This is a genomic window from Simplicispira suum (assembly GCF_003008595.1).
GTDB lineage: Bacteria > Pseudomonadota > Gammaproteobacteria > Burkholderiales > Burkholderiaceae_C > Simplicispira > Simplicispira suum.
The window spans coordinates 2733202-2751563 of the sequence record NZ_CP027669.1; the positions used below are offsets into that span (position 1 = coordinate 2733202).

19 protein-coding genes and 1 tRNA gene are annotated in these 18362 nt (G+C 64.5%); 8 read left to right on the plus strand and 12 right to left on the minus strand.

What is annotated here, in order from left to right; genetic code table 11:
* Positions 1 to 199 precede the first annotated feature (199 nt).
* Complete coding sequence (locus C6571_RS12710) at positions 200 to 673, minus strand: OsmC family protein (RefSeq protein ID WP_106447007.1); 474 nt, start codon at positions 671 to 673, stop codon at positions 200 to 202.
* Positions 674 to 854: 181 nt separating this feature from the next.
* On the opposite strand from C6571_RS12710, the gene C6571_RS12715 reads away from it, so the two are divergent.
* The gene (locus C6571_RS12715) at positions 855 to 1334 is read left to right on the plus strand and encodes a hypothetical protein (protein WP_106447008.1); all 480 of its coding nucleotides are present in this window, start codon (positions 855 to 857) and stop codon (positions 1332 to 1334) included.
* A gap of 5 nt (positions 1335 to 1339) precedes the next feature.
* Here the strand turns inward: C6571_RS12715 and C6571_RS12720 are convergent, their stop codons facing one another.
* Positions 1340 to 1552 carry a hypervirulence associated TUDOR domain-containing protein gene (locus C6571_RS12720; RefSeq protein ID WP_106447009.1) on the minus strand — a complete coding sequence of 71 codons (213 nt, stop codon included), beginning with the start codon at positions 1550 to 1552 and terminating at the stop codon, positions 1340 to 1342.
* Between the two features lie 151 nt (positions 1553 to 1703).
* Between C6571_RS12720 and C6571_RS19510 the strand changes: the two genes are divergently transcribed.
* A complete protein-coding gene (locus C6571_RS19510; protein ID WP_146139332.1) occupies positions 1704 to 1910 on the plus strand; it encodes a hypothetical protein in 207 nt (68 codons plus the stop codon).
* A 267-nt stretch (positions 1911 to 2177) separates the two neighbouring features.
* On the opposite strand, the gene C6571_RS12725 is transcribed toward C6571_RS19510, so the two are convergent.
* Both C6571_RS12725 and C6571_RS12730 read right to left on the minus strand, forming a co-directional pair.
* Entirely contained in the window at positions 2178 to 3437 is a 1260-nt protein-coding gene (locus C6571_RS12725; protein ID WP_106447010.1) for a CaiB/BaiF CoA transferase family protein, read from the minus strand.
* Positions 3438 to 3506: 69 nt separating this feature from the next.
* Complete coding sequence (locus C6571_RS12730; RefSeq protein WP_106448230.1) at positions 3507 to 4703, minus strand: acyl-CoA dehydrogenase; 1197 nt, start codon at positions 4701 to 4703, stop codon at positions 3507 to 3509.
* Between the two features lie 188 nt (positions 4704 to 4891).
* On the opposite strand from C6571_RS12730, the gene C6571_RS12735 reads away from it, so the two are divergent.
* The 3 genes from C6571_RS12735 to C6571_RS12745 all read left to right on the plus strand — a co-directional run bounded on the left by C6571_RS12735 (position 4892) and on the right by C6571_RS12745 (position 6518).
* Positions 4892 to 5815 (plus strand): LysR substrate-binding domain-containing protein, encoded by a 924-nt coding sequence (locus C6571_RS12735; RefSeq protein ID WP_106447011.1) that lies wholly within the window; start codon positions 4892 to 4894, stop codon positions 5813 to 5815.
* Between the two features lie 143 nt (positions 5816 to 5958).
* Positions 5959 to 6273 (plus strand): hypothetical protein, encoded by a 315-nt coding sequence (locus tag C6571_RS12740; RefSeq protein WP_146139333.1) that lies wholly within the window; start codon positions 5959 to 5961, stop codon positions 6271 to 6273.
* Between the two features lie 26 nt (positions 6274 to 6299).
* Positions 6300 to 6518 carry a hypothetical protein gene (locus C6571_RS12745; RefSeq protein ID WP_106447013.1) on the plus strand — a complete coding sequence of 73 codons (219 nt, stop codon included), beginning with the start codon at positions 6300 to 6302 and terminating at the stop codon, positions 6516 to 6518.
* A gap of 85 nt (positions 6519 to 6603) precedes the next feature.
* On the opposite strand, the gene C6571_RS12750 is transcribed toward C6571_RS12745, so the two are convergent.
* Positions 6604 to 6688 (minus strand) — tRNA-Leu (locus tag C6571_RS12750).
* A 37-nt stretch (positions 6689 to 6725) separates the two neighbouring features.
* On the opposite strand from C6571_RS12750, the gene cysM reads away from it, so the two are divergent.
* From cysM to C6571_RS12765, 3 genes are all read left to right on the plus strand, one after another.
* Positions 6726 to 7628 (plus strand): cysteine synthase CysM, encoded by a 903-nt coding sequence (cysM, locus tag C6571_RS12755; protein WP_106447014.1) that lies wholly within the window; start codon positions 6726 to 6728, stop codon positions 7626 to 7628.
* A 65-nt stretch (positions 7629 to 7693) separates the two neighbouring features.
* A complete protein-coding gene (locus C6571_RS12760; RefSeq protein WP_106447015.1) occupies positions 7694 to 8269 on the plus strand; it encodes an NUDIX domain-containing protein in 576 nt (191 codons plus the stop codon).
* Positions 8266 to 8493: a sulfurtransferase TusA family protein gene (locus tag C6571_RS12765; RefSeq protein ID WP_106447016.1), complete on the plus strand. Its 228-nt coding sequence runs from the start codon at positions 8266 to 8268 to the stop codon at positions 8491 to 8493. The genes C6571_RS12760 and C6571_RS12765 overlap by 4 nt, the downstream gene beginning before the upstream one ends.
* A 53-nt stretch (positions 8494 to 8546) precedes the next feature.
* Here C6571_RS12765 and galU read toward each other — a convergent pair whose 3' ends face one another.
* The 7 genes from galU to C6571_RS12800 all read right to left on the minus strand — a co-directional run bounded on the left by galU (position 8547) and on the right by C6571_RS12800 (position 18343).
* Positions 8547 to 9440: a UTP--glucose-1-phosphate uridylyltransferase GalU gene (gene galU, locus C6571_RS12770; protein ID WP_106447017.1), complete on the minus strand. Its 894-nt coding sequence runs from the start codon at positions 9438 to 9440 to the stop codon at positions 8547 to 8549.
* Between the two features lie 37 nt (positions 9441 to 9477).
* Positions 9478 to 12489, minus strand: coding sequence for a valine--tRNA ligase (locus C6571_RS12775; RefSeq protein ID WP_211300635.1), 3012 nt, complete (start codon positions 12487 to 12489; stop codon positions 9478 to 9480).
* A 110-nt stretch (positions 12490 to 12599) separates the two neighbouring features.
* Positions 12600 to 13796 carry an MFS transporter gene (locus tag C6571_RS12780; protein ID WP_106447018.1) on the minus strand — a complete coding sequence of 399 codons (1197 nt, stop codon included), beginning with the start codon at positions 13794 to 13796 and terminating at the stop codon, positions 12600 to 12602.
* Positions 13793 to 15592, minus strand: a complete 1800-nt coding sequence (locus C6571_RS12785) for a Vgb family protein (protein WP_211300636.1) — start codon at positions 15590 to 15592, stop codon at positions 13793 to 13795. Before C6571_RS12785 ends, C6571_RS12780 begins: the two co-directional genes overlap by 4 nt.
* A gap of 20 nt (positions 15593 to 15612) precedes the next feature.
* Positions 15613 to 16431: an SDR family oxidoreductase gene (locus C6571_RS12790; RefSeq protein WP_170094735.1), complete on the minus strand. Its 819-nt coding sequence runs from the start codon at positions 16429 to 16431 to the stop codon at positions 15613 to 15615.
* Positions 16432 to 16433: 2 nt separating this feature from the next.
* Complete coding sequence (locus C6571_RS12795; RefSeq protein WP_106447021.1) at positions 16434 to 17411, minus strand: SDR family oxidoreductase; 978 nt, start codon at positions 17409 to 17411, stop codon at positions 16434 to 16436.
* Positions 17408 to 18343: a bile acid:sodium symporter family protein gene (locus tag C6571_RS12800; RefSeq protein WP_106447022.1), complete on the minus strand. Its 936-nt coding sequence runs from the start codon at positions 18341 to 18343 to the stop codon at positions 17408 to 17410. The genes C6571_RS12795 and C6571_RS12800 overlap by 4 nt, the downstream gene beginning before the upstream one ends.
* Positions 18344 to 18362 lie beyond the last annotated feature (19 nt).

Here is an 18362-nt window from a genome sequence, read left to right on the forward strand (position 1 = left end):
CGCTACGGGCGCGGATAGGCAAATTCTAGAGGCGCCAGCCACAGCCAGCGCGGGAGATTCTCAGGCAATACCCAGGTATGTCCGGGCTGCAGCGGCGCTTCGCGTGCAAGTTGGCAAGCGCCATTCTTCAAATTGATAGCGAACAAGCCAGTCGGGATCAGCGCCAGGGATGAATTTCAGTAGATTTTTAGAGAATCCGCTACGCTGCGTCGTGGACCGGCTCGCAGCGCAGCTCGGTCTTCACCGAATTGGCGATGAAGCAGGATTCGTGGGCCTCGTGGTGCAGGGCGTTGATTTGATCGCGCGTGGGCAGGGGGGTGCCGGAAAAGTGGACCTTGGGGCGCAGCGTTACCACCGTCATGGCCATCCTGCCCTCGGCGTTCTTTTGCATGACGCCGTGGGCGGCGTCGGCATAGCGGTCCACGCAGAAGCCGCGGCGAGCCGCGATCGACAGGAACCACAGCATGTGGCAACTCGACAGAGACGCCACAAAGGCCTCCTCAGGGTCCATGGCCGAGGCGTCGGACCAGGGAAGCGGCACCACATGCGGGGACGATGAGCCAGCGATCTCTGCGCCCCCATCGAACTGGATGCGGTGGCGGCGGCTGTAGCGTTGGCTCAAAAAGTCCTGTTCGCCGCGTTCCCACACAATGGTGGCTGAGTACTGGGCCATGGCATTGCCTTTGTTTACTATAAAAAGTGTAGCTTTCTACGCTTGATGGATAAGCGCTAAAGACCTATTTCTATCAACTTTTCGGGCCAGAGCGGTTGCCAGACCGCATTGCAGACCGCTTGCCAGTGCCGCAGGGTTCCGCGCCGTATGCTTGGTGGCCTGACCCTATGGATGTGCCGCGATGATTGACGAAACCCCCGACGCCTGCGTGCAAGACGCCCGATTGTGGAGCGATGGCCGCTGGACTGCACGCGTGCAGAAAAACGAAGACGACGATGGCTGGGCCGTGGCCATGACGCTGCAAGGCGAGGACGAGCCCGCTCTCGTCGGCCCCTGGACCATGGGACGCGACAAGAAAAATCCCAAGCCACTCGATGTGAACGCCTTCAACACCCTGGTCAAGACCGCCAGCGAGGTGCTGCGCCGCCACGAGCAGCAGCTGTACGCGCAGTTGAACAAGAATGTCACCGTCACGGTCGGTGGCGAGCGCGTGCGGGTCATGCTGGCGATCGTTCCCGACGAAGAGGGCGCGACTGCCACCCTGAGCGCGCAGGATGCCCTGGGCGAAGAACTGGCGAGGGTGCCCGCCCCGCCCACCTTCAGGCTGACGGTGGACAGCGCCCTGCAGTGGGCACAAGGCGGGTTTGAGCGCCCGCGCTGACGGCTCTACGAGATCTTTGTCAACGCTGCACCCTTGTGTGCGGCGATGTGGTCGGTTTTGTCGCTCTTGATCTCGTATTGCGGCTCGTCTTCACTGGCGCGGTGCGTATGGCCTTTGTAGCCAAAGTCCTTTTTGTGCACTTTGGTGATGTGGCCGCTGACGTGCCCGGCTTCAGAATTCCAGCGCACGTGGTCACCCACTTTGAAGGTCGAAGGCATGTCGTTCTCCTGAGTGGCGTACAGCAGGCCATGCTAGGCAGCCAGGTCCGCACACGCAACGGATCGAGCGCTTGACGCGGTCTTGTCTGGCAGGTGCGAGTGCCACCGGGTGGTAGCTTGAGCCGTTCACCACCCAACAACGAGGATTCCCATGCCCCTGCCAGCTCAGGCCCCTGTGCCCGAACCGCTGCCTCCCCTGCAAACGCCGCCCAGTGAGCAACCGCCGCATCCGGACTGGCTGCCGGAGCCTCCGGTGGTGGACCCGCCGGCTCCGCCGGGTGAGAGGCCGATCACCGATCCCACTCCGCCAGGGGAGGGCGAACCGCCTGTGGTCGATCCACCGCCTTCCTACCACTGAGTTCGCGTGACGAAGCCCGCAACCGGGACCTCAACCTGGAAACGGCCGTTGACCGCTTTGCATCTCTTGCCAGCCACATGAAACCCGTCGGCGCTGGCTTTGACGATCTTCACCACATGGGTGAGAACGCCATGCACCCGCCAGCACCACGCTCAGGGCGCCATGCGGACTTGCTGCCCCGTGCGGGTAGGCGCCGACCGGGTCGTCGGGCCTTGCCTGGCACTCTGGCCGCGGCAACGGCAGGTGCATCCAACTCACGACACCCGGTCAAATCACCCCGTCAGCGCGCAATCGTTCGATGCGCGCGGTGTCCAGTCCCAACTGCGCAAGCACTTCCTCGGTGTGCTGACCCAGGGCGGGCGGTGCGTTGCGCAGCATCGGCGGGTTGTTGGAGAGCCGCAGCGGGCTGGCGACACCGGTGATGGTGGCCACTCCGTCGGGCGCGTCGTCCTCGGGCCAGCGGGGCAGCACAACGGCCAAGCCGCGCGCCTGCACCTGGGCGTCGCCAAAGGCTTGGGCAATGGTGTTGATGGGACCGCAGGGAACGGCCTTTTTCTCCAGCAGCGCAACCCAGTCGGCGGTGCTGCGCGTGCGCGTCACCACTTCCATGGCCGGGATCAGTTCGCCGCGGTGGCGCACGCGCAAGGTGTTGCTGGCAAAGCGGGGGTCTTTGGCCCATTCCGGGCGGCCAGCGGCCTCACAGAAGCGCGCGAACTGGCCATCGTTGCCGATGGCCAGCAGCATCGAACCATCCAGCGTAGGGAAGTCCTGGTAGGGCGCAAGGCTGGGGTGGCTGTTGCCCTGGCGGGCGGGGGCTACACCCGTTGCCAGGAAGCCGGCAGCCTGGTTGGCCAGAATGGCCATTCCCACGTCAAGCAAGGCCATGTCGATGTGCTGACCGCGCCCGGTGCTGTGGCGCACGTTGAGAGCGGCCAGGATGGCGGTGCTGGCGTAGACGCCGGTGAACAGATCGGTCAGCGCCACGCCCACGCGCAGCGGACCGCCGCCAGCTTCGCCGTCGGGCCGGCCGGTGATGCTCATCATTCCCGTCATGGCCTGGATCATCAGGTCGTAGCCGGCGCGTTCGGCGTACGGCCCGTCCTGGCCAAAGCCGGTGACCGAGCAGTAGATCAGGCGGGGGTTCAGCGCCATCAGGCTGGCGTGGTCCAGGCCGTACTGCGCCAGACCGCCGACCTTGAAGTTCTCGACCAGCACGTCGGCCTGTAGCGCCATCTGGCGGATCAGTTCCTGGCCCTCAGGTGTTGCGATGTCGAGCGTGACCGAGCGCTTGTTGCGGTTGCAGGCGGTGTAGTAGCTGGCCTGGTCGGTGTCGTGGCCGGCGGCGTCCTTCAGAAAGGGAGGGCCCCAGTGGCGCGTGTCGTCGCCGACGCCAGGACGCTCGATCTTGACCACATCGGCGCCCAGGTCCGCCAGTATTTGCGTGCACCAGGGGGCTGCCAGCACGCGCGAGAGATCAAGCACGCGGATGCCGTCCAGGGCGCCTGCTGAGGGTGGAGAAAGGCTCATAATGCTTTCAAAAAGATAGCTGAAAGCGCTTATGGAATAAGCGCTAGAGGCCAATTTGGCTTAAAATTTTCAGTTGGAGAACGCCGCAATCCCGGTCTGTGCGCGCCCCAGGATCAGCGCATGCACGTCGTGCGTGCCCTCGTAGGTGTTCACCACCTCCAGGTTCACCAGGTGCCGCGCCACGCCGAACTCATCGCTGATGCCGTTGCCGCCCATCATGTCGCGCGCCATGCGGGCAATGTCGAGTGCCTTGCCGCAGCTGTTGCGCTTGATGATCGAAGTGGCTTCGACAGCAGCCGTGCCTTCGTCCTTCATGCGCCCCAGGCGCAGACACCCTTGCAGGCCCAGCGCAATCTCGGTCTGCATGTCGGCCAGCTTTTTCTGGATCAGCTGGTTGGCAGCCAGCGGACGGCCAAATTGCTTGCGGTCCAGCGTGTACTGGCGCGAGGTATGCCAGCAGAACTCGGCTGCGCCCAAGGCCCCCCAGGCGATGCCGTAACGCGCGCTGTTCAAGCAGGTGAACGGGCCCTTCAAGCCCTGCACTTCGGGGAAGGCGTTTTCCTCGGGCACGAACACCTTGTCCATCACGACCTCGCCGGTGACGCTGGCGCGCAGGCCCACCTTGCCGTGGATGGCGGGCGCCGACAGGCCCTTCATGCCCTTGTCGAGAATGAAACCGCGAATCGGGCCGACGGCGCCGGCCTCGCTCACTTCCTTGGCCCAGACCACAAACACGTCGGCGACGGGGCTGTTGGTGATCCACATCTTGCTGCCCGAAAGCTCATAGCCGCCCGCCACCTTTTTCGCGCGGCTGGCCATGCTGCCGGGGTCCGAGCCGTGGTCGGGTTCGGTCAGGCCAAAGCAGCCGATCCATTCGCCGCTGGCCAGTTTGGGCAGGTATTTCTGGCGCTGTGCCTCGGTGCCGAATTCAAAAATCGGCACCATTACCAATGAACTCTGCACGCTGGCCATGGAGCGGTAGCCCGAATCGACGCGCTCGACTTCGCGGGCAATCAGGCCGTAGGCCACGTAATTGAGCCCAGGGCCGCCGTACTGCTCGGGGATGGTGGGGCCGAGCAGACCCACTTCGCCCATTTCGCGAAAGATGCTGGTGTCCATGCGCTCGTGGCGGAAGGCTTCGAGCACGCGGGGCGCCAGTTTGTCCTGGCAGTAGGCGGCAGCGGCATCTCGCACCATGCGCTCGTCGTCGCTCAGCTGCTGGTCGAGCAAAAAGGGGTCGTCCCAATGAAAAGTGGCGTGGGCCATGGCGGTCTCCGGTGCGTGCTGGGTGGGGGGTTGATGTGCAAAAAACGCATTGAATGCGAATGCTGCACCATGGTAGGAGCCTTGTGCCATACGCTGCAAGCGAGAATATGGAACGCAGTTATGCGCTTGTGTCATACAAGAGGCCAGTTTGCCCCAGAATACGGGCGCCAAACCCTCGCTCCTCGCCCATGCGCCGCACCCTTCCCTCTACCCAGGCCCTGGCCTGTTTTGACGCTGCTGCCCGCCACGAAAGCTACACCCGCGCTGCCGACGAGTTGGCGCTCACCCAAAGCGCGGTGTCGCGCCAGATTCTTTCGCTGGAGAGTTTCCTGGGCGTGGCGCTGTTTCGGCGCACCCGCCACGGTGTCGCCTTGACGCCCGCCGGCCGCAGCTACGCCCGCCAGATCGGTCCGCGCCTGCAGGCGCTGGAGCGCGACACGCTGGACGCCATGGCGCACCAGGGGCACGGCGGCGCGCTCTCCTTGGCGGCGGTGCCCACCTTTGCCACGCGCTGGCTGATTCCGCGCTTGCCGCAGTTTGCCGCGCGGCACCCCGACATCGTGGTGCACATCGACACGCGCACGCGTCCCTTTTTGTTTGCCGACACCGGTTTTGACGCGGCCTTGTACGCCGGCACGCCCGAACAGGTGGCGCAGTGGCCCGGCACGCAGGCCTATCTGCTGCTGCACGAAGACGTGTTGCCGGTGTGCAGCCCGCATCTGCTCGAAGCAGCTACGCAACGCGGGCGGGGGCGGGCGCACGTCGGTGTCTCGCCACAGGTGCTGGCCGAGCTGCCGCTGCTGCAGCAAAGCACGCGCCCCTACGGCTGGCGCCAGTGGTTTGAGGCCCAGGGAACGAGCGCGTCGCGATCGCTTGAAGGGCCGCGCTACGAGCTGTTTTCCATGCTTGCTGTGGCAGCTGCGCATGGCCTGGGCGTGGCGCTGATGCCGCCCTTGCTGATTGAGGCCGAGCTGGCGCGTGGCGAACTGGTGATCGCATGCCAGCAGCCGCTGCGCGGCGAACGCGGCTACTACCTTCTCAGCCCCTTGCAGGACCGCGCCCCGGTGCTGGACACATTTCTTCCCTGGCTGCAGGCCCAGGCAGCGTCTTGAATCGCCCTGGCAGCGCACCAAACGGCAAGTCTTCCTACAGCGCCGCGCCAAGCGCCCGCTTACGCTGGGGTGGACCGATGCGTGGGGAACGCGGGTACTTCGTTTCCTATCCCATCGACAGCCAGCTTAGAAAAAGGACGCGAATGTACGGAATTACGGCGGTGCGGTTTGAGGCCTCAGGGGCTCCGCGCATCCAGGAAGTTTTGATGGGCCTGCTGGCACCCGAAGCGCATGGCTGGGAAATGGCACCGGCGCCGGTCCCGCTCATCGAAGTGATTGATCGCCTGCTTGAAGGCGACGCCATTGTGGCGGTGCGGGAGGACGCCAGCGGCAAACTGGTGCACAGTAGACCGGCGCACCTGCAGGTGCAAGACAGCTTGCACGGTGGCTGGGAAGAGAGCATTGGATTTCCGGAGGAGTCCAATGTCCCCGGCCTGCGCGACCTGCCGCGTTTTTGAACTCAGCGTCTGGAAGGAGAAGCACCATGAACCATTCACCCACCCCTGTACACGACGCCCCTACCGTGGACGAACTCGAAGCCCTCAAGCGACTGGAAATGGGCGACGTACTGACCTTGCCCGAGGCCCTGCACCAGCACCTCTCAGGGCGGTTGCTCGAATACGGCTACGTGGAGCACGACGCCCGCAACGAGTTCGCCATCACATCCAAGGGTCGGGCGCTGATCAAACGCCAGGACGGTTGAGTCCGACTTGGCGCTGAGCTGGCAGTCTGCGCTGGCGACAAAAAACCCGCCATGTCGCAGTGACATGCGGGTTTGAAGTTGCCGATGGTGCCCGGGGCCGGAATCGAACCGGCACTCCTTTCGGAGGGGGATTTTGAGTCCCCTGCGTCTACCAATTTCACCACCCGGGCAACAGGTGCAGCCGCAAATTATGGCACAGTAGCGTGCATGAATTACCCCACGATCGAGGACACTGTTGGGCGCACGCCGCTGGTGGCCCTGCAACGCATTGCTGCCAAGGACAACGCCGAGCGCGGCAATGTGGTTTTGGCCAAGCTCGAAGGCAATAACCCGGCGGGTTCGGTGAAAGACCGTCCCGCGCTGTCCATGATCCGGCGCGCCGAGGAGCGGGGCGAGATCCGGCCCGGCGACACCTTGATTGAGGCCACTTCAGGAAATACCGGCATTGCGCTGGCGATGGCGGCGGCCATTCGTGGTTACCGCATGGTGCTGGTCATGCCCGAAGATGGTTCGGCCGAGCGCGCCCAGGTCATGAAGGCGTTCGGCGCCGAGCTGATTCTCACGCCCAAGAGCGGGGGCATGGAATACGCGCGCGACTTGGCGGTCAGCATGCAAAAGCAGGGCAAGGGGCGCGTGCTGGACCAGTTTGGCAACGCCGACAACCCCCGTGTCCACTATGAGACCACTGGCCCCGAGCTGTGGGAGCAGACCGAGGGGCGCATTACCCACTTCGTTAGCGCCATGGGGACCACCGGCACCATCACTGGCGTTTCGCGTTTTCTCAAGGAAAAGAACCCGAAGATTCTGGTGATCGGCGCACAGCCGCAAGAGGGTTCGCGCATTCCCGGCATCCGCAAATGGCCCGAGGCCTACATGCCCGCCATTTATGACGCCAGGGCGATCGACGAGCTGGTACTGGTCAGCCAGGACGACGCCGAAGACATGTGCCGGCGCATGGCGCGCGAAGAGGGCATTTTTGCCGGCATTTCGGCGGCGGGTGCTTGCTGGGTGGCGCAGCAGATTGCGCAGCGCGAGCACGATGCGACGATCGCCTTTGTGGTCTGCGATCGCGGTGATCGTTACCTCTCCACGGGTGTTTTTCCCGCCTGAAATTTTGGATGAATAGGCCTCTAGCGCTTACCCAGTAAGCGCAAGCAGCTATCAAAAAGGAAGTGATGCAGTACGAAACGCGTTTTTGCAGCCACTGCGCCACGCCGCTGGCAATGATCGTTCAGGCCGAGGACAGCGGCGACGTGGCGCGACTGCGTTGCCCGGCCTGCGGCTGGACGCACTGGAACAACCCCACGCCAGTCCTTGCTGCCGTGGTGGAGATCGACGGCAAGGTGCTGCTGGCGCGCAATGCGGCATGGCCTGGCAAGATGTTTGCACTGATCACCGGCTTCATGGAAGCGGGCGAGTCACCCCAGGCCGGCATTGCGCGCGAGCTCAAGGAGGAAACCAACCTTGACGTTCGTGCGAGCACGCTGATTGGTGCCTACGAATTTCTGCGCATGAACCAGATCATCATTGCCTACCATGTGGTGGCCACGGGGCAGGTGCGGTTGTCGCCCGAACTGGTGGACTACCGGCTGTACGATTTGAAAGATCTCAAATGCTGGCCGGCGGGTACGGGCTACGCGCTGGCCGACTGGCTGCGCACGCGGGGACACGAACCGGTATTTTTCACTGACGAAGAAAATGCAGAGCGACGCCGTGGGCTCGATCTGCCGCCAAAGGACGCAAGGCCATGAACATCGACAAAGAAATCGACACCCGCGGGCTCAACTGCCCGCTGCCCATCCTCAAGGCCAAAAAGGCCTTGGCCGACATGGACAGCGGCCAGGTGCTCAAGGTGGTGGCCACCGACAGCGGCTCGGTGCGCGACTTTCAGGCCTTTGCCAAGCAGACCAGCAACGAGCTGGTGGGGCAGGAGACAGTGGGCGACGAATACATCCACCTGTTGCGGCGGCGCTGAGGCGGCAGGGCAAGGCCCATGCCTCGGCCCCTTCTGAAGTGGGCAATGGAGGCTCAGAGGCTCAGCGCTCTCAAGTAGTCCCGAAACGAAGCCCCCACTTCCGGGTGCTCCAGCGCCAGTTCTACCGTAGCCTGTAGGAAACCTTCCTTGCTACCGCAGTCGTAGCGCTTGCCTTCGTACAGGAAGGCGTACACCGCCTCGTGCTCCATCAAGCGCCCGATGGCGTCGGTGAGCTGGATCTCGCCGCCCGCGCCGGTCGGCTGGGAGCGAATCTGCTCGAAGACGGCGGGCGTGAGGATGTAGCGGCCGGCAATTCCCATGCGGGATGGCGCGTCTTTGGGGGCCGGTTTTTCGACAATGCGGTCAATACGGATCAGCGGACCGCCGGCCGGCTCGCCGGCCACGATGCCGTAGCGGTTGACCTGTTCTTCGGGCACTTCCTGTACCGCAATCACCGAGCGGCCCTGCTGGCGAAAGGCCTGCACCATTTGCGCCAGCACGGGCATGCCGCCCACCGGGCCGCGCATCAGATCGTCGGCCAGCAACACGGCAAAGGGTTCGTTGCCGATCAGCGGCTCGGCGCAGAGCACGGCATGCCCCAGGCCGAGCGAGCGCGGCTGGCGCACAAAAGCACAGTCCATGTCATGGGGCTGTACCGACCGAACAAGTTCCAGAAGATCGGTTTTGCCGGCTGACTCGAGTTCGCTTTCCAGCTCGTAGGCGGTGTCGAAATGGTCTTCAATGGCGCGCTTGCTGCGGCCGGTCACGAAGACCATGTGGCGGATGCCGGCGGCGTAGGCTTCTTCCACGGCGTACTGGATCAGCGGCTTGTCGACCACCGGCAGCATTTCCTTCGGGCTGGCCTTGGTGGCCGGCAGAAAGCGCGTGCCCAGGCCAGCCACGGGGAAAACGGCTTTGCGAACGGTGGCGTGTGCTGAGGGGGTCATGACAATCCTTTGCTGGTTCTTCAATGGGGTGCTTGGCCTAGCCGAGTCGCTGCAACTGCTCCTGCAGACGATCGAGCGTGCTGGTGAAGTCGGTCAAGCGTCGCCTCTCCTGGTCGAGCACCGCAGCGGGCGCCTTGGCGACGAAGGCTTCGTTGGCCAGTTTGGCACGGGCCTTGCCCAGTTCGCCTTCAATGCGGGCGGCTTCTTTTGTCAGACGCGCGCGCTCCGCTTCGACATCAATTTCCATGTGCAGGCACAGGCGCGCGCTGCCCACCACCGCCACCGGGGCCGCCTGGGCGGCGGCTTGCCAGGCCGCCTCCTGGTCAAACACGCGCACTTCGGAGAGTTTGGCCAGCGCTTGCAGCACCGGGGCGGATGTGCGCAGGAACTCGGAGTCGCCTAGCGCGAAGAGCGGCAGGCGCGTGGCGGGCGAGACGTTCATTTCGCCGCGCAGCGTGCGGCAGGCGTCCACCAGCGCCTTGAGGCGCGAGACATGGGCGTCGGCCTCGGGGTCGATTTTTTCGCTCTGGCTCTCGGGGTAGCGGGCGATGCTGACCGATTCACCGGCCAGGCCGGCGACCGGCGCCACCTTCTGCCACAGCGCTTCGGTGATGAAGGGAATGACGGGATGCGCCAGCCGCAGAATGGCTTCGAGCACCCGAATCAGCGTGCGCCGCGTGGCGCGCTGCTGATCGGTGTCGCCGGTCTGGATCTGCACCTTGGCGATTTCCAGATACCAGTCGCAGAACTCGTTCCAGACGAAGTCGTAAATCGTGTTGGCAACGTTGTCCAGGCGGTATTCTGCAAAGCCCTTGGCGACGTCGCCCTCGGCCTTTTGCAGCGCCGAGACAATCCAGCGGTCGCAAGCGCTCAGTTGCAACTCTGCGGGCGCTGCATTCACCGCGCAGTCCTGGCCTTCGCAGTTCATCAGCACGAAGCGGCTGGCGTTCCACAGCTTGTTGCAGAAGTTGCGGTAGCCCTCGCAGCGCTTGCTGTCGAAGTTGATGGAGCGGCCCAGGCTGGCCAGCGCGGCAAAGGTGAAGCGCAGCGCATCAGCGCCATAGGCGGGAATGCCCTCGGGGAACTCCTTTTGCGTGTTCTTGCGCACGGTGGGTGCGGTCTCGGGTTTGCGCAGACCGGTGGTGCGCTTGCCCAGCAGGGGTTCGAGCGCAATGCCGTCGATCAGGTCCACCGGGTCGAGCACATTGCCCTCGCTCTTGCTCATCTTCTTGCCATGCGAATCGCGTACCAGGCCGTGGATGTACACATGCTTGAACGGCACGCGGCCGGTGAAGTGCGTGGTCATCATGATCATCCTGGCCACCCAGAAGAAGATGATGTCGTAGCCGGTGACGAGCACGCTGCTGGGCAGGTACAGGTCGTAGTCCTTGGTTTGGCTGGGCTCGGGCACCGCGTCTGGCCAGCCCATGGTGGAGAAGGGCACGAGGGCCGACGAGTACCAGGTGTCGAGCACGTCTTCGTCGCGGCGGAGTTTCTTGCCGGGCGCCTTCGCCTGCGCTTCGGCCTCGTTGCGCGCCACGATGACCTTGCCGTCCTCGTCGTACCAGGCCGGAATCTGGTGGCCCCACCACAGCTGGCGGCTGATGCACCAGTCCTGGATGTTGTGCATCCACTGGTTGTAGGTGTTGACCCAGTTCTCGGGCACAAACGTCACTTCGCCGCTGGCCACGGCGTCGATGGCCTTTTGCGCAATGCTCTTGCCGGTGGCGTCGTTCTCGCCGACCTTGCTCATGGCGACAAACCACTGGTCGGTCAGCATCGGTTCCACCACCTGGCCGGTGCGGGTGCAGATGGGCACCATGAGCTTGTGCTTCTTCACCTCGACCAGCGCGCCAATGGCTTCGAGGTCGGCCACTACGGCTTTGCGGGCGACAAAGCGGTCCATGCCGCGGTATTTTTCAGGCATCAGATCAGGACGATTTTCTCCAATCCAGTTGTACAAAGAGCCATGCTCATCGTGCGATTTGTATTGGTCGTCGCCACCTTGGCTCCACAGGCTGCCGTCAGGCATGTAGAACTTGGTGCCTACTGGCATTGACAGAAGGGGAGCCTTGGAGATCGTTGCATCAAGCTCCAAGATCGTCACGAGGGGCAGCTTGTGGCGCTGGCCCACGGCGTAGTCGTTCTGGTCGTGCGCAGGCGTCACTTTGACCACGCCGGTGCCGAATTCTTTGTCGACATAGTCGTCTGCAATGACGGGAATCTCGCGGTCCACCAGCGGCAGTGTCACCGTTTTGCCGATCAGGTGCCGGTAGCGCTCGTCCTCCGGATGCACCATGACAGCCACGTCGCCCAGCATGGTCTCGGGCCGGGTCGTAGCCACCACCAATTGGCCCGAGCCGTCGGAGAGCGGGTACGCGATGTGCCAGAGCGAGCCGTCTTTCTCTTCACTCTCGACTTCCAGGTCCGACACGGCGGACTGGAGCTTCGGATCCCAGTTCACCAGGCGCTTGCCGCGGTAGATCAGGCCTTGCTCGTACAGGCGCACGAAGGTGTCGGTGACCACCACGGAGAGCTTGTCGTCCATGGTGAAGTACTCGCGGCTCCAGTCCACGCTGTCGCCCATGCGGCGCATCTGCGTGGTGATGGTGTTGCCGCTGTGCTCCTTCCACTCCCACACCTTGGCGACGAAGTTCTTGCGCGCCACATCCGGCGTCGGGCCCATGTCGTGGCGGCTGATGCCTTGTTCCTGCAACTGGCGCTCGACCACAATCTGCGTCGCAATGCCGGCGTGGTCGGTGCCCGGCACCCACACCGTGTTGAAGCCCCGCATGCGGTGGTAGCGGGTCAGGCTGTCCATGATGGTCTGGTTGAACGCGTGCCCCATGTGCAGCGTGCCCGTGACGTTGGGCGGCGGCAGCTGGATGGCGAACGAGGGCGCATCCGCCTGAGGTACACCAGTGCCCCGCACGCCGGCCATGCCGTAGCCGCGCTTTTCCCATTCGGGGCCCCAGTGCGCTTCCAGCGCGGCGGGCTCGAAGGATTTGGACAAGGATTGCAGGCCGGGTTGGCTGGCGGGGTCGGTCATGGCTGGGGCGGTCTTCAGAAAAACACAACGGCATCCCTCGGGATGCCGCTGGGCCACAGGGCGTGGCAGTGTGGGGGAGGTGCGGGCAATTTTATGCGAACGCAACAGCATCAAGTCCGCATGCGGCGCAGCTGGGGCATTGCCAGCGCCGACAGCAATGCGATGCCAGCCAAGCCTAAGCCCGCCATGGCGATGGCGCTGGTGACTCCGGTGCTGCGCACCAGCGCACCGGCTGCCACGCCCGAGGCGGCTGGCACCACCTGCGAAATGATGGAATAAATGCCCATGATGCGCCCGCGCAGCGCGTCGGGTGCCTGGCCCTGGATGCCCGCGATGACGAAGCTGATGACCATGCCGCCCAGCAAGCCCATGCCGCCCAGTGCGGTGGTTGATGCGGCGGCGGCGTTCCAGTGGCTGAGCGACGCAAACAGCAGGCTGGCCGTAACGGTGCCCACGAAGATGGCAGCGCCGTGGTGCAGGTGCTTGCCGAGAAGCAAGGCGGCGACGCCCCCGGAAATCAGCGCCAGCGCCATCAGACCCAGGTAGCCGCCACGCTGCAGTTCGGACAGGCCCAGCACTTCGCGCGCCAGCTTCGGTAACAGGATCTGCATGGGGCCGGTCATGGCGTAGGCCACGATGGCGGCCACGATGAGCTGCGCCAGCAAGGGGTTGGCACCCACGGCGGAAAATCCCTCGCGCAGCTCGCGCACCACGCCCAGGCTGGGGCGGTCGCTGCCGTGCGTGCGTGTGCCCAGCAGCAGCAGGGACGAGGCGACAAACAAGGCCATGCCGGTGGCGAACACAGCGGGCCAGCCAGCGTGGCTGCGCACCACGCCAATGACCACGGGCGCCAGGCCAAACCCCAGCAGCACCTGCAGGTTGAAGACGATGGTCGCGGGCTTGAGCTTGTCCGCAGGGGCAATCTGCCCCAGGGTGGTGAGCCGGGCCGGGCCGACAAACGACCAGGCCAGGCCGCCCAGAAACGCCGAAAACAGGGTCCAGATCACCCGGCTCTGGCCGGTGCTTGCTGCGTCGGTCCACCACAGGCCGGCCAGGCACAGCACAAACAGGGCCTGGGCACCGTGGATCACCCGTGCCGGCGCAATGCGGTCACACAGCACTCCGGCAAACCAGCCAAACACGAGCGAGCTGCCGAACGACAGGCCAAACCCCACGCCGGACAACCAGTCCGAACCCACCTTCTCCTGCAGGTACAGGATGACGGTGTAGTTGACCATGTGCCCGCCGGTGAACGCCAGCAGGCAGGAGAGATAAAAGCGCAGCATGCCGGGTGGGTGGCCGCTCAACGCGGGGTGATCTCGATGAGGGTGGGCTGCGCGTCCTCGATGTGCCAGCTGGGGAAGGAGGCGCTCGTCACGTACACCTGCCCTTTGGGCGAAATCTCCACGTCCCGGGTGAAGGCCACCCGGCGCTGCATCGGGAACATGCTCCAGGCCTGCGTGGCAATGTCGTAGCGATAGACCGAATCGGAATTGGTGCCGTTGACCCACACCTGGTGGCGCGAGCGGTCCACGTTGAGCGAATACGGCGTGTCGCTGCCCTTGGGCACGACGGGCAGATCCAGGCGCAGGAATTCGCCGGTGCTCGGGGTATAGCGTGCAATTTGCGACGCGTTGAAGGCCACGATCCACAAATTGCCGTCGCGGTCGCTGCGCAGGCGCCGGGGCGCGCTGAATGGCGTTTTGATCATGGTCACTTTGCCGCTGTCGGGGTCCACCGACGCAATCTCGTCGGTATGCAGGCGTGCAATCCAGGCCTTGCCGTCGGGGGTGATATCAATGCCGTAGGGTAAGGGCACGCCGGTGGAAACGTGATCCACCTTGACGTAGTTGGCGACCGGGATCCCCCAGCCGAGCAGCTTGAAGATGAACGGTGTCAGCTTGACCGTGATGCGTTCCATCAGGCTGCGAAACGGCAGATCGTAGAGAGTGAACTTGTTTGCTGCACGGTCGTACATGCCGACCTGGTTGCTCAGGGCCAGCGTGAACCACACGCGGTCCTTGGCGTCGAAACGCAGGGTGTGCGGGTAAAAGCCGCTGTCCATCTCGTGGTAGCGAAAAGCCTTGGTTTGGGGGTCGAACTCGATCAGACGCCGCTGGTACGAGGGCGTGATGAAGATGTGCCCGTCTTTGGGTGACTCGGCCAGCGAATGGATGCCCTGGTAGGTTTCGTGCTTGGGGAAGTCGCGCAGCCGTCCCGCCAGCAGTCCGCCAAGCTGGTCGCCCGGCCGGGGCGGAATTTTGTAGACGGTGTATTTGCCTGTCGCAGGGTCCACTTCGTAGACCCGGTCCTGCAGGTTGTCTCCCACGTACACCATGCCGTTGGTGTGCAGCAGCAAGTCGTGCATTTGCGACATGCTGTCGCCAATGGGCAGCTCGCGGATCGTCGCTTGCGCCAGTGCGGGGTTCCAGGGTGTGCCGGCGGGCACCAGAGCGGGGTTGGCGTGGATTTTTTTCCAGTGCGCCTCCAGCAGGGCGGGAATCGTCTTTTGGCCCTCGGTCGAGAGCCGGGCGCCGTAGCGCACCATGCGTTTGATGGCGCTGTCCCAGTCGTCGGCAGAGCGTTCCCGGCGCAGCATCGCACCGCCTTGCTGGTGGCAGAAGTTGCACTGCAGCATGAACTCTTTTTTCAAGGCGGCATTCGCAAAATCGATGGTGGACGACCAGGCGTTGGCCGGTTGCTGCTCGGCCAGGGCGGCGGGATCGCTTTCGGCTGCCATGACGATGGGTTTGCTGCCCAAATCAGCCGCCAGCAGGCTCTGGTCCTGGTAACCGGGTTTGCGCAAACGAATTTTCCAAGGATGCTCGGCCGCTGGAATGTCGGCCTGCCCCTGGGCGTCGGTAAAACGGGCCAACTCCACGTAGGCTTGCTGCGGCTTTCCGCTGGCCGGGTAGCCGTTGTCCGAGGTGTCCACAGCCGCCGCCTGGACGGGTTGGCGGCTGACCATCACCGTGGGCAAGGGTTTGCCAGTGGCGTCCTGTACGGTGATGGGCACGGCGCTGGCCGGCATGGCCAGCAGTGCGGCACAGGCCATGCCGGCCGCAGCCATTTTTGCTGCGTGGTGTTGGATGCGAGCGTGCATGGTGTCCTCTCCTAGGGTGTTCATGGTTCAAATTCCGCGCGCACGCGGCGTTGCATGGTGTGGGCGTACCAGTTGGGTGCCAGTCGGCTGACCCACCAGGCCAGGCGCGAGGTGCGGTCGGGCAACAGCTGCCCTTTGCCCTGCGCCAGCGCGGCCAGAATGCGCAGGGCAATGTCGTGTGGTGAAGATTCACCGCCGGTGGTGATGCGCGGTGTCGTGGCCGCTGCGCCCGAGGCGCCCAGCGCCGCCGCGCCGATGCCGGTGGCAATAAAGGACGGGCAGATGAGCGTGACCTGCACGCCGCGCTCCTGCACCTCGGTGCGCAGGGTGTCAAAGAAGCCATGCAGCGCATGCTTGCTGGCGCAATAGCCGGTACGGCCCAGCAAAGGGGCGTAGCCCGCCACGCTGGAGAGGGCGGCCACCACGCCGCGCCGGGCCAGCAACTGGGGCAGGGCCGCGTGCGTCATGTGCACGGCGCCAAAAAAGTTCACCTCCATCACCTTGCGCAGGACGGCCGGGTCGGTGTCTTCGAACAGGCTGCGGTGGGAGATGCCGGCGTTGTTGACCAGTACATCCACCCCGCCCCATAGGGCCACGGCTTGGGCGATGGTCGCTTCGCAGTCCTGGGGTTGGGTGATGTCGCACACCAGGGTCGCCAGCGTGGGGGCCTTGTCCGTGCCGTGGGGAGGCATTGCCTCCCGCAAGGCAATCAGTGCCTGCGTGTTGCAGTCGAGCGCCAGCACGCGCGCGCCGGCCTGCAGGAAAACCGCCACCAGCGCCTGCCCCAGGCCACCGGCGGCGCCGGTGATGACGACGGAGCGCCCTGCAAAACTGCGCACGCTCAGACACCTTCCTCTCTGGCATGCATGCGCGCCTGTCGATACAACTCGAACACCTCGGCCGAGGTGTAGGTGGGCGTGTAGCCAAACGCGGTTTTGAGTTGGGTGTTCAGCAGCACCGGGCGGTAGCGCAGAAAGTCCAGCTGCTCAGGGCCGTACTGGGTCAGCCCCAGCGGTTTGAGCACGGCCAATGCCGCCTGCAGCAGCCAGGCCGGCAAAGCGAGCGTGGGCTTGCCCAGGCGCGCTGCAATCTCGTGGATGCTGAGGGCGCCATCGCCTGCCACGTTGTAGATGCCCGGCGGGCCGCCGAAGACGGCGCGCAGGATGATGCCCACCACGTCCTGGTCCCAGATGAAGACGAAGGGACTGTCGCTGCCCCGAATGGCGAGCAGGCGCGGTTTTTCAAACAGGTCGGTAATCTGGTTGTGCACCGCAGTGCCCAGGATGGTGCCGATGCGCAGCACCACCTGCTCCAGCGCCGGGTGGCTCAGGCGGTACTCGGCCAGCATTTCTTCCACCAGCCTTTTGTGGTGGGCATAGGCAAACACCTCGTTGCCGCGCACGGGCATGTCCTCGGTCAGCCAGGCCGGGTTGTCGGCGTGGTAGCCGTAGGCGGCGCCGCTGGAGGACACCACGATGCGTCGAACGCCCCGCTGCACACAGGCCTGCAGCAGGTTGCGGGTGCCGTTCACGTCCACGTCGTATTCGAAATCACGGCGGCTTCCCTTGCCGGGCGTCACGATGGAGGCCAGGTGCACCACGGTGTCGATGGCGTGTTCTGCCAGGGCGTCTGCGATGCGTGGGTCGCGGATGTCGGCCTCCTCGTAGACCACGCCGGGCAGGCGTTCGGCGGGCGAGCGGATGTCGTGCGCCACGATGTGTGCCGGGCGGTCGGGCTGGTCCGGATCGGCCAAGCGAGCGATGACTTGGCGGCCCAGGTAGCCGCTGGCCCCTGTTACCAGCACGCGGTGGGCCGTCATGGCGCGGCCCCAGCGGCCTGGACTACCGGGGCGCCGCCAGGGTCGCGGCGCTTCCAGTACAGGGCCAGCGTCATGCCCGCCACGATGTGCCAGATGCCCCACCATGCCGTGACGATGGCCATGCCGCCCAGACCGTCGAAGAAGTTGAAAATCAGGATCAGCCCCAGGCCCGAGTTCTGGATGCCCATCTCGAAGGTGATGGCGCGTCGGTCGCGCTCAGGCAGCCCCAGCGCGGCCGACAGGCCATAGCCGGTGGCCAGCGCCAGCAGGTTGTGGATGAACACCACCAAGACGACAAACTGGATGTAGGCCAGAAAATGCTGGAAGTTGGCCGCCAGCGCGCCGCCGATGAAGCCCACCAGCACCAGGAGGGACAGCCACTTCATGGGCTTGCGGATGCGTGCAGCAAAGCCGGGGTAGCGGTGCGCCACGCCCATGCCCAGCACCAGCGGCACCCCCAGCAGCAGCACGACGACCTGGAGCATCTCCCAGGGGCTCATGGCCACCTGTTTCATCAGGCCACTGGTAACCGGGCTCAGGTTGCCCCAGAAGGCGAAGTTGAGCGGCGTCATCACCAGCGCTGCCAGTGTGGACAGTGCGCTCACGCTCACCGACAGCGCCGTATTGCCGCGCGAGAAATGCACGAGGAAATTGGAGATATGCCCCGCCGGGCAGGACGACACCAGAATCATGCCCAGCGCAATGCTGGGCTGGGGCTGAAGAATCCAGACCAGCACATAGGTCATGGCCGGAAACAGCACATGGTGGCCCAGCAGCCCCAGGGCCAGCGCCTTGGGCGTTCTGAGCGCGACGCGAAAATCCTCCACCCGCAGGTCCAGCGCCACGCCGAACATCACCAGCCCCAGCACGGCGTTGAGAATCTGCAGCGTCTGCGGGTTGAAATGCAGTTGCACCTGGTCAATGGGCGCCATGGTTTGTCTCCTGGTTGTT

Coding starts and splice junctions, on each gene's coding strand:
- C6571_RS12710 (WP_106447007.1), bottom strand. CDS start 673: ATGGCCCAGTACTCAGCCACCATTGTGTGGGAACGCGGCGAACAGGAC.
- C6571_RS12715 (WP_106447008.1), top strand. CDS start 855: ATGATTGACGAAACCCCCGACGCCTGCGTGCAAGACGCCCGATTGTGG.
- C6571_RS12720 (WP_106447009.1), bottom strand. CDS start 1,552: ATGCCTTCGACCTTCAAAGTGGGTGACCACGTGCGCTGGAATTCTGAA.
- C6571_RS19510 (WP_146139332.1), top strand. CDS start 1,704: ATGCCCCTGCCAGCTCAGGCCCCTGTGCCCGAACCGCTGCCTCCCCTG.
- C6571_RS12725 (WP_106447010.1), bottom strand. CDS start 3,437: ATGAGCCTTTCTCCACCCTCAGCAGGCGCCCTGGACGGCATCCGCGTG.
- C6571_RS12730 (WP_106448230.1), bottom strand. CDS start 4,703: ATGGCCCACGCCACTTTTCATTGGGACGACCCCTTTTTGCTCGACCAG.
- C6571_RS12735 (WP_106447011.1), top strand. CDS start 4,892: ATGCGCCGCACCCTTCCCTCTACCCAGGCCCTGGCCTGTTTTGACGCT.
- C6571_RS12740 (WP_146139333.1), top strand. CDS start 5,959: ATGTACGGAATTACGGCGGTGCGGTTTGAGGCCTCAGGGGCTCCGCGC.
- C6571_RS12745 (WP_106447013.1), top strand. CDS start 6,300: ATGAACCATTCACCCACCCCTGTACACGACGCCCCTACCGTGGACGAA.
- cysM (WP_106447014.1), top strand. CDS start 6,726: ATGAATTACCCCACGATCGAGGACACTGTTGGGCGCACGCCGCTGGTG.
- C6571_RS12760 (WP_106447015.1), top strand. CDS start 7,694: ATGCAGTACGAAACGCGTTTTTGCAGCCACTGCGCCACGCCGCTGGCA.
- C6571_RS12765 (WP_106447016.1), top strand. CDS start 8,266: ATGAACATCGACAAAGAAATCGACACCCGCGGGCTCAACTGCCCGCTG.
- galU (WP_106447017.1), bottom strand. CDS start 9,440: ATGACCCCCTCAGCACACGCCACCGTTCGCAAAGCCGTTTTCCCCGTG.
- C6571_RS12775 (WP_211300635.1), bottom strand. CDS start 12,489: ATGACCGACCCCGCCAGCCAACCCGGCCTGCAATCCTTGTCCAAATCC.
- C6571_RS12785 (WP_211300636.1), bottom strand. CDS start 15,592: ATGCACGCTCGCATCCAACACCACGCAGCAAAAATGGCTGCGGCCGGC.
- C6571_RS12795 (WP_106447021.1), bottom strand. CDS start 17,411: ATGACGGCCCACCGCGTGCTGGTAACAGGGGCCAGCGGCTACCTGGGC.
- C6571_RS12800 (WP_106447022.1), bottom strand. CDS start 18,343: ATGGCGCCCATTGACCAGGTGCAACTGCATTTCAACCCGCAGACGCTG.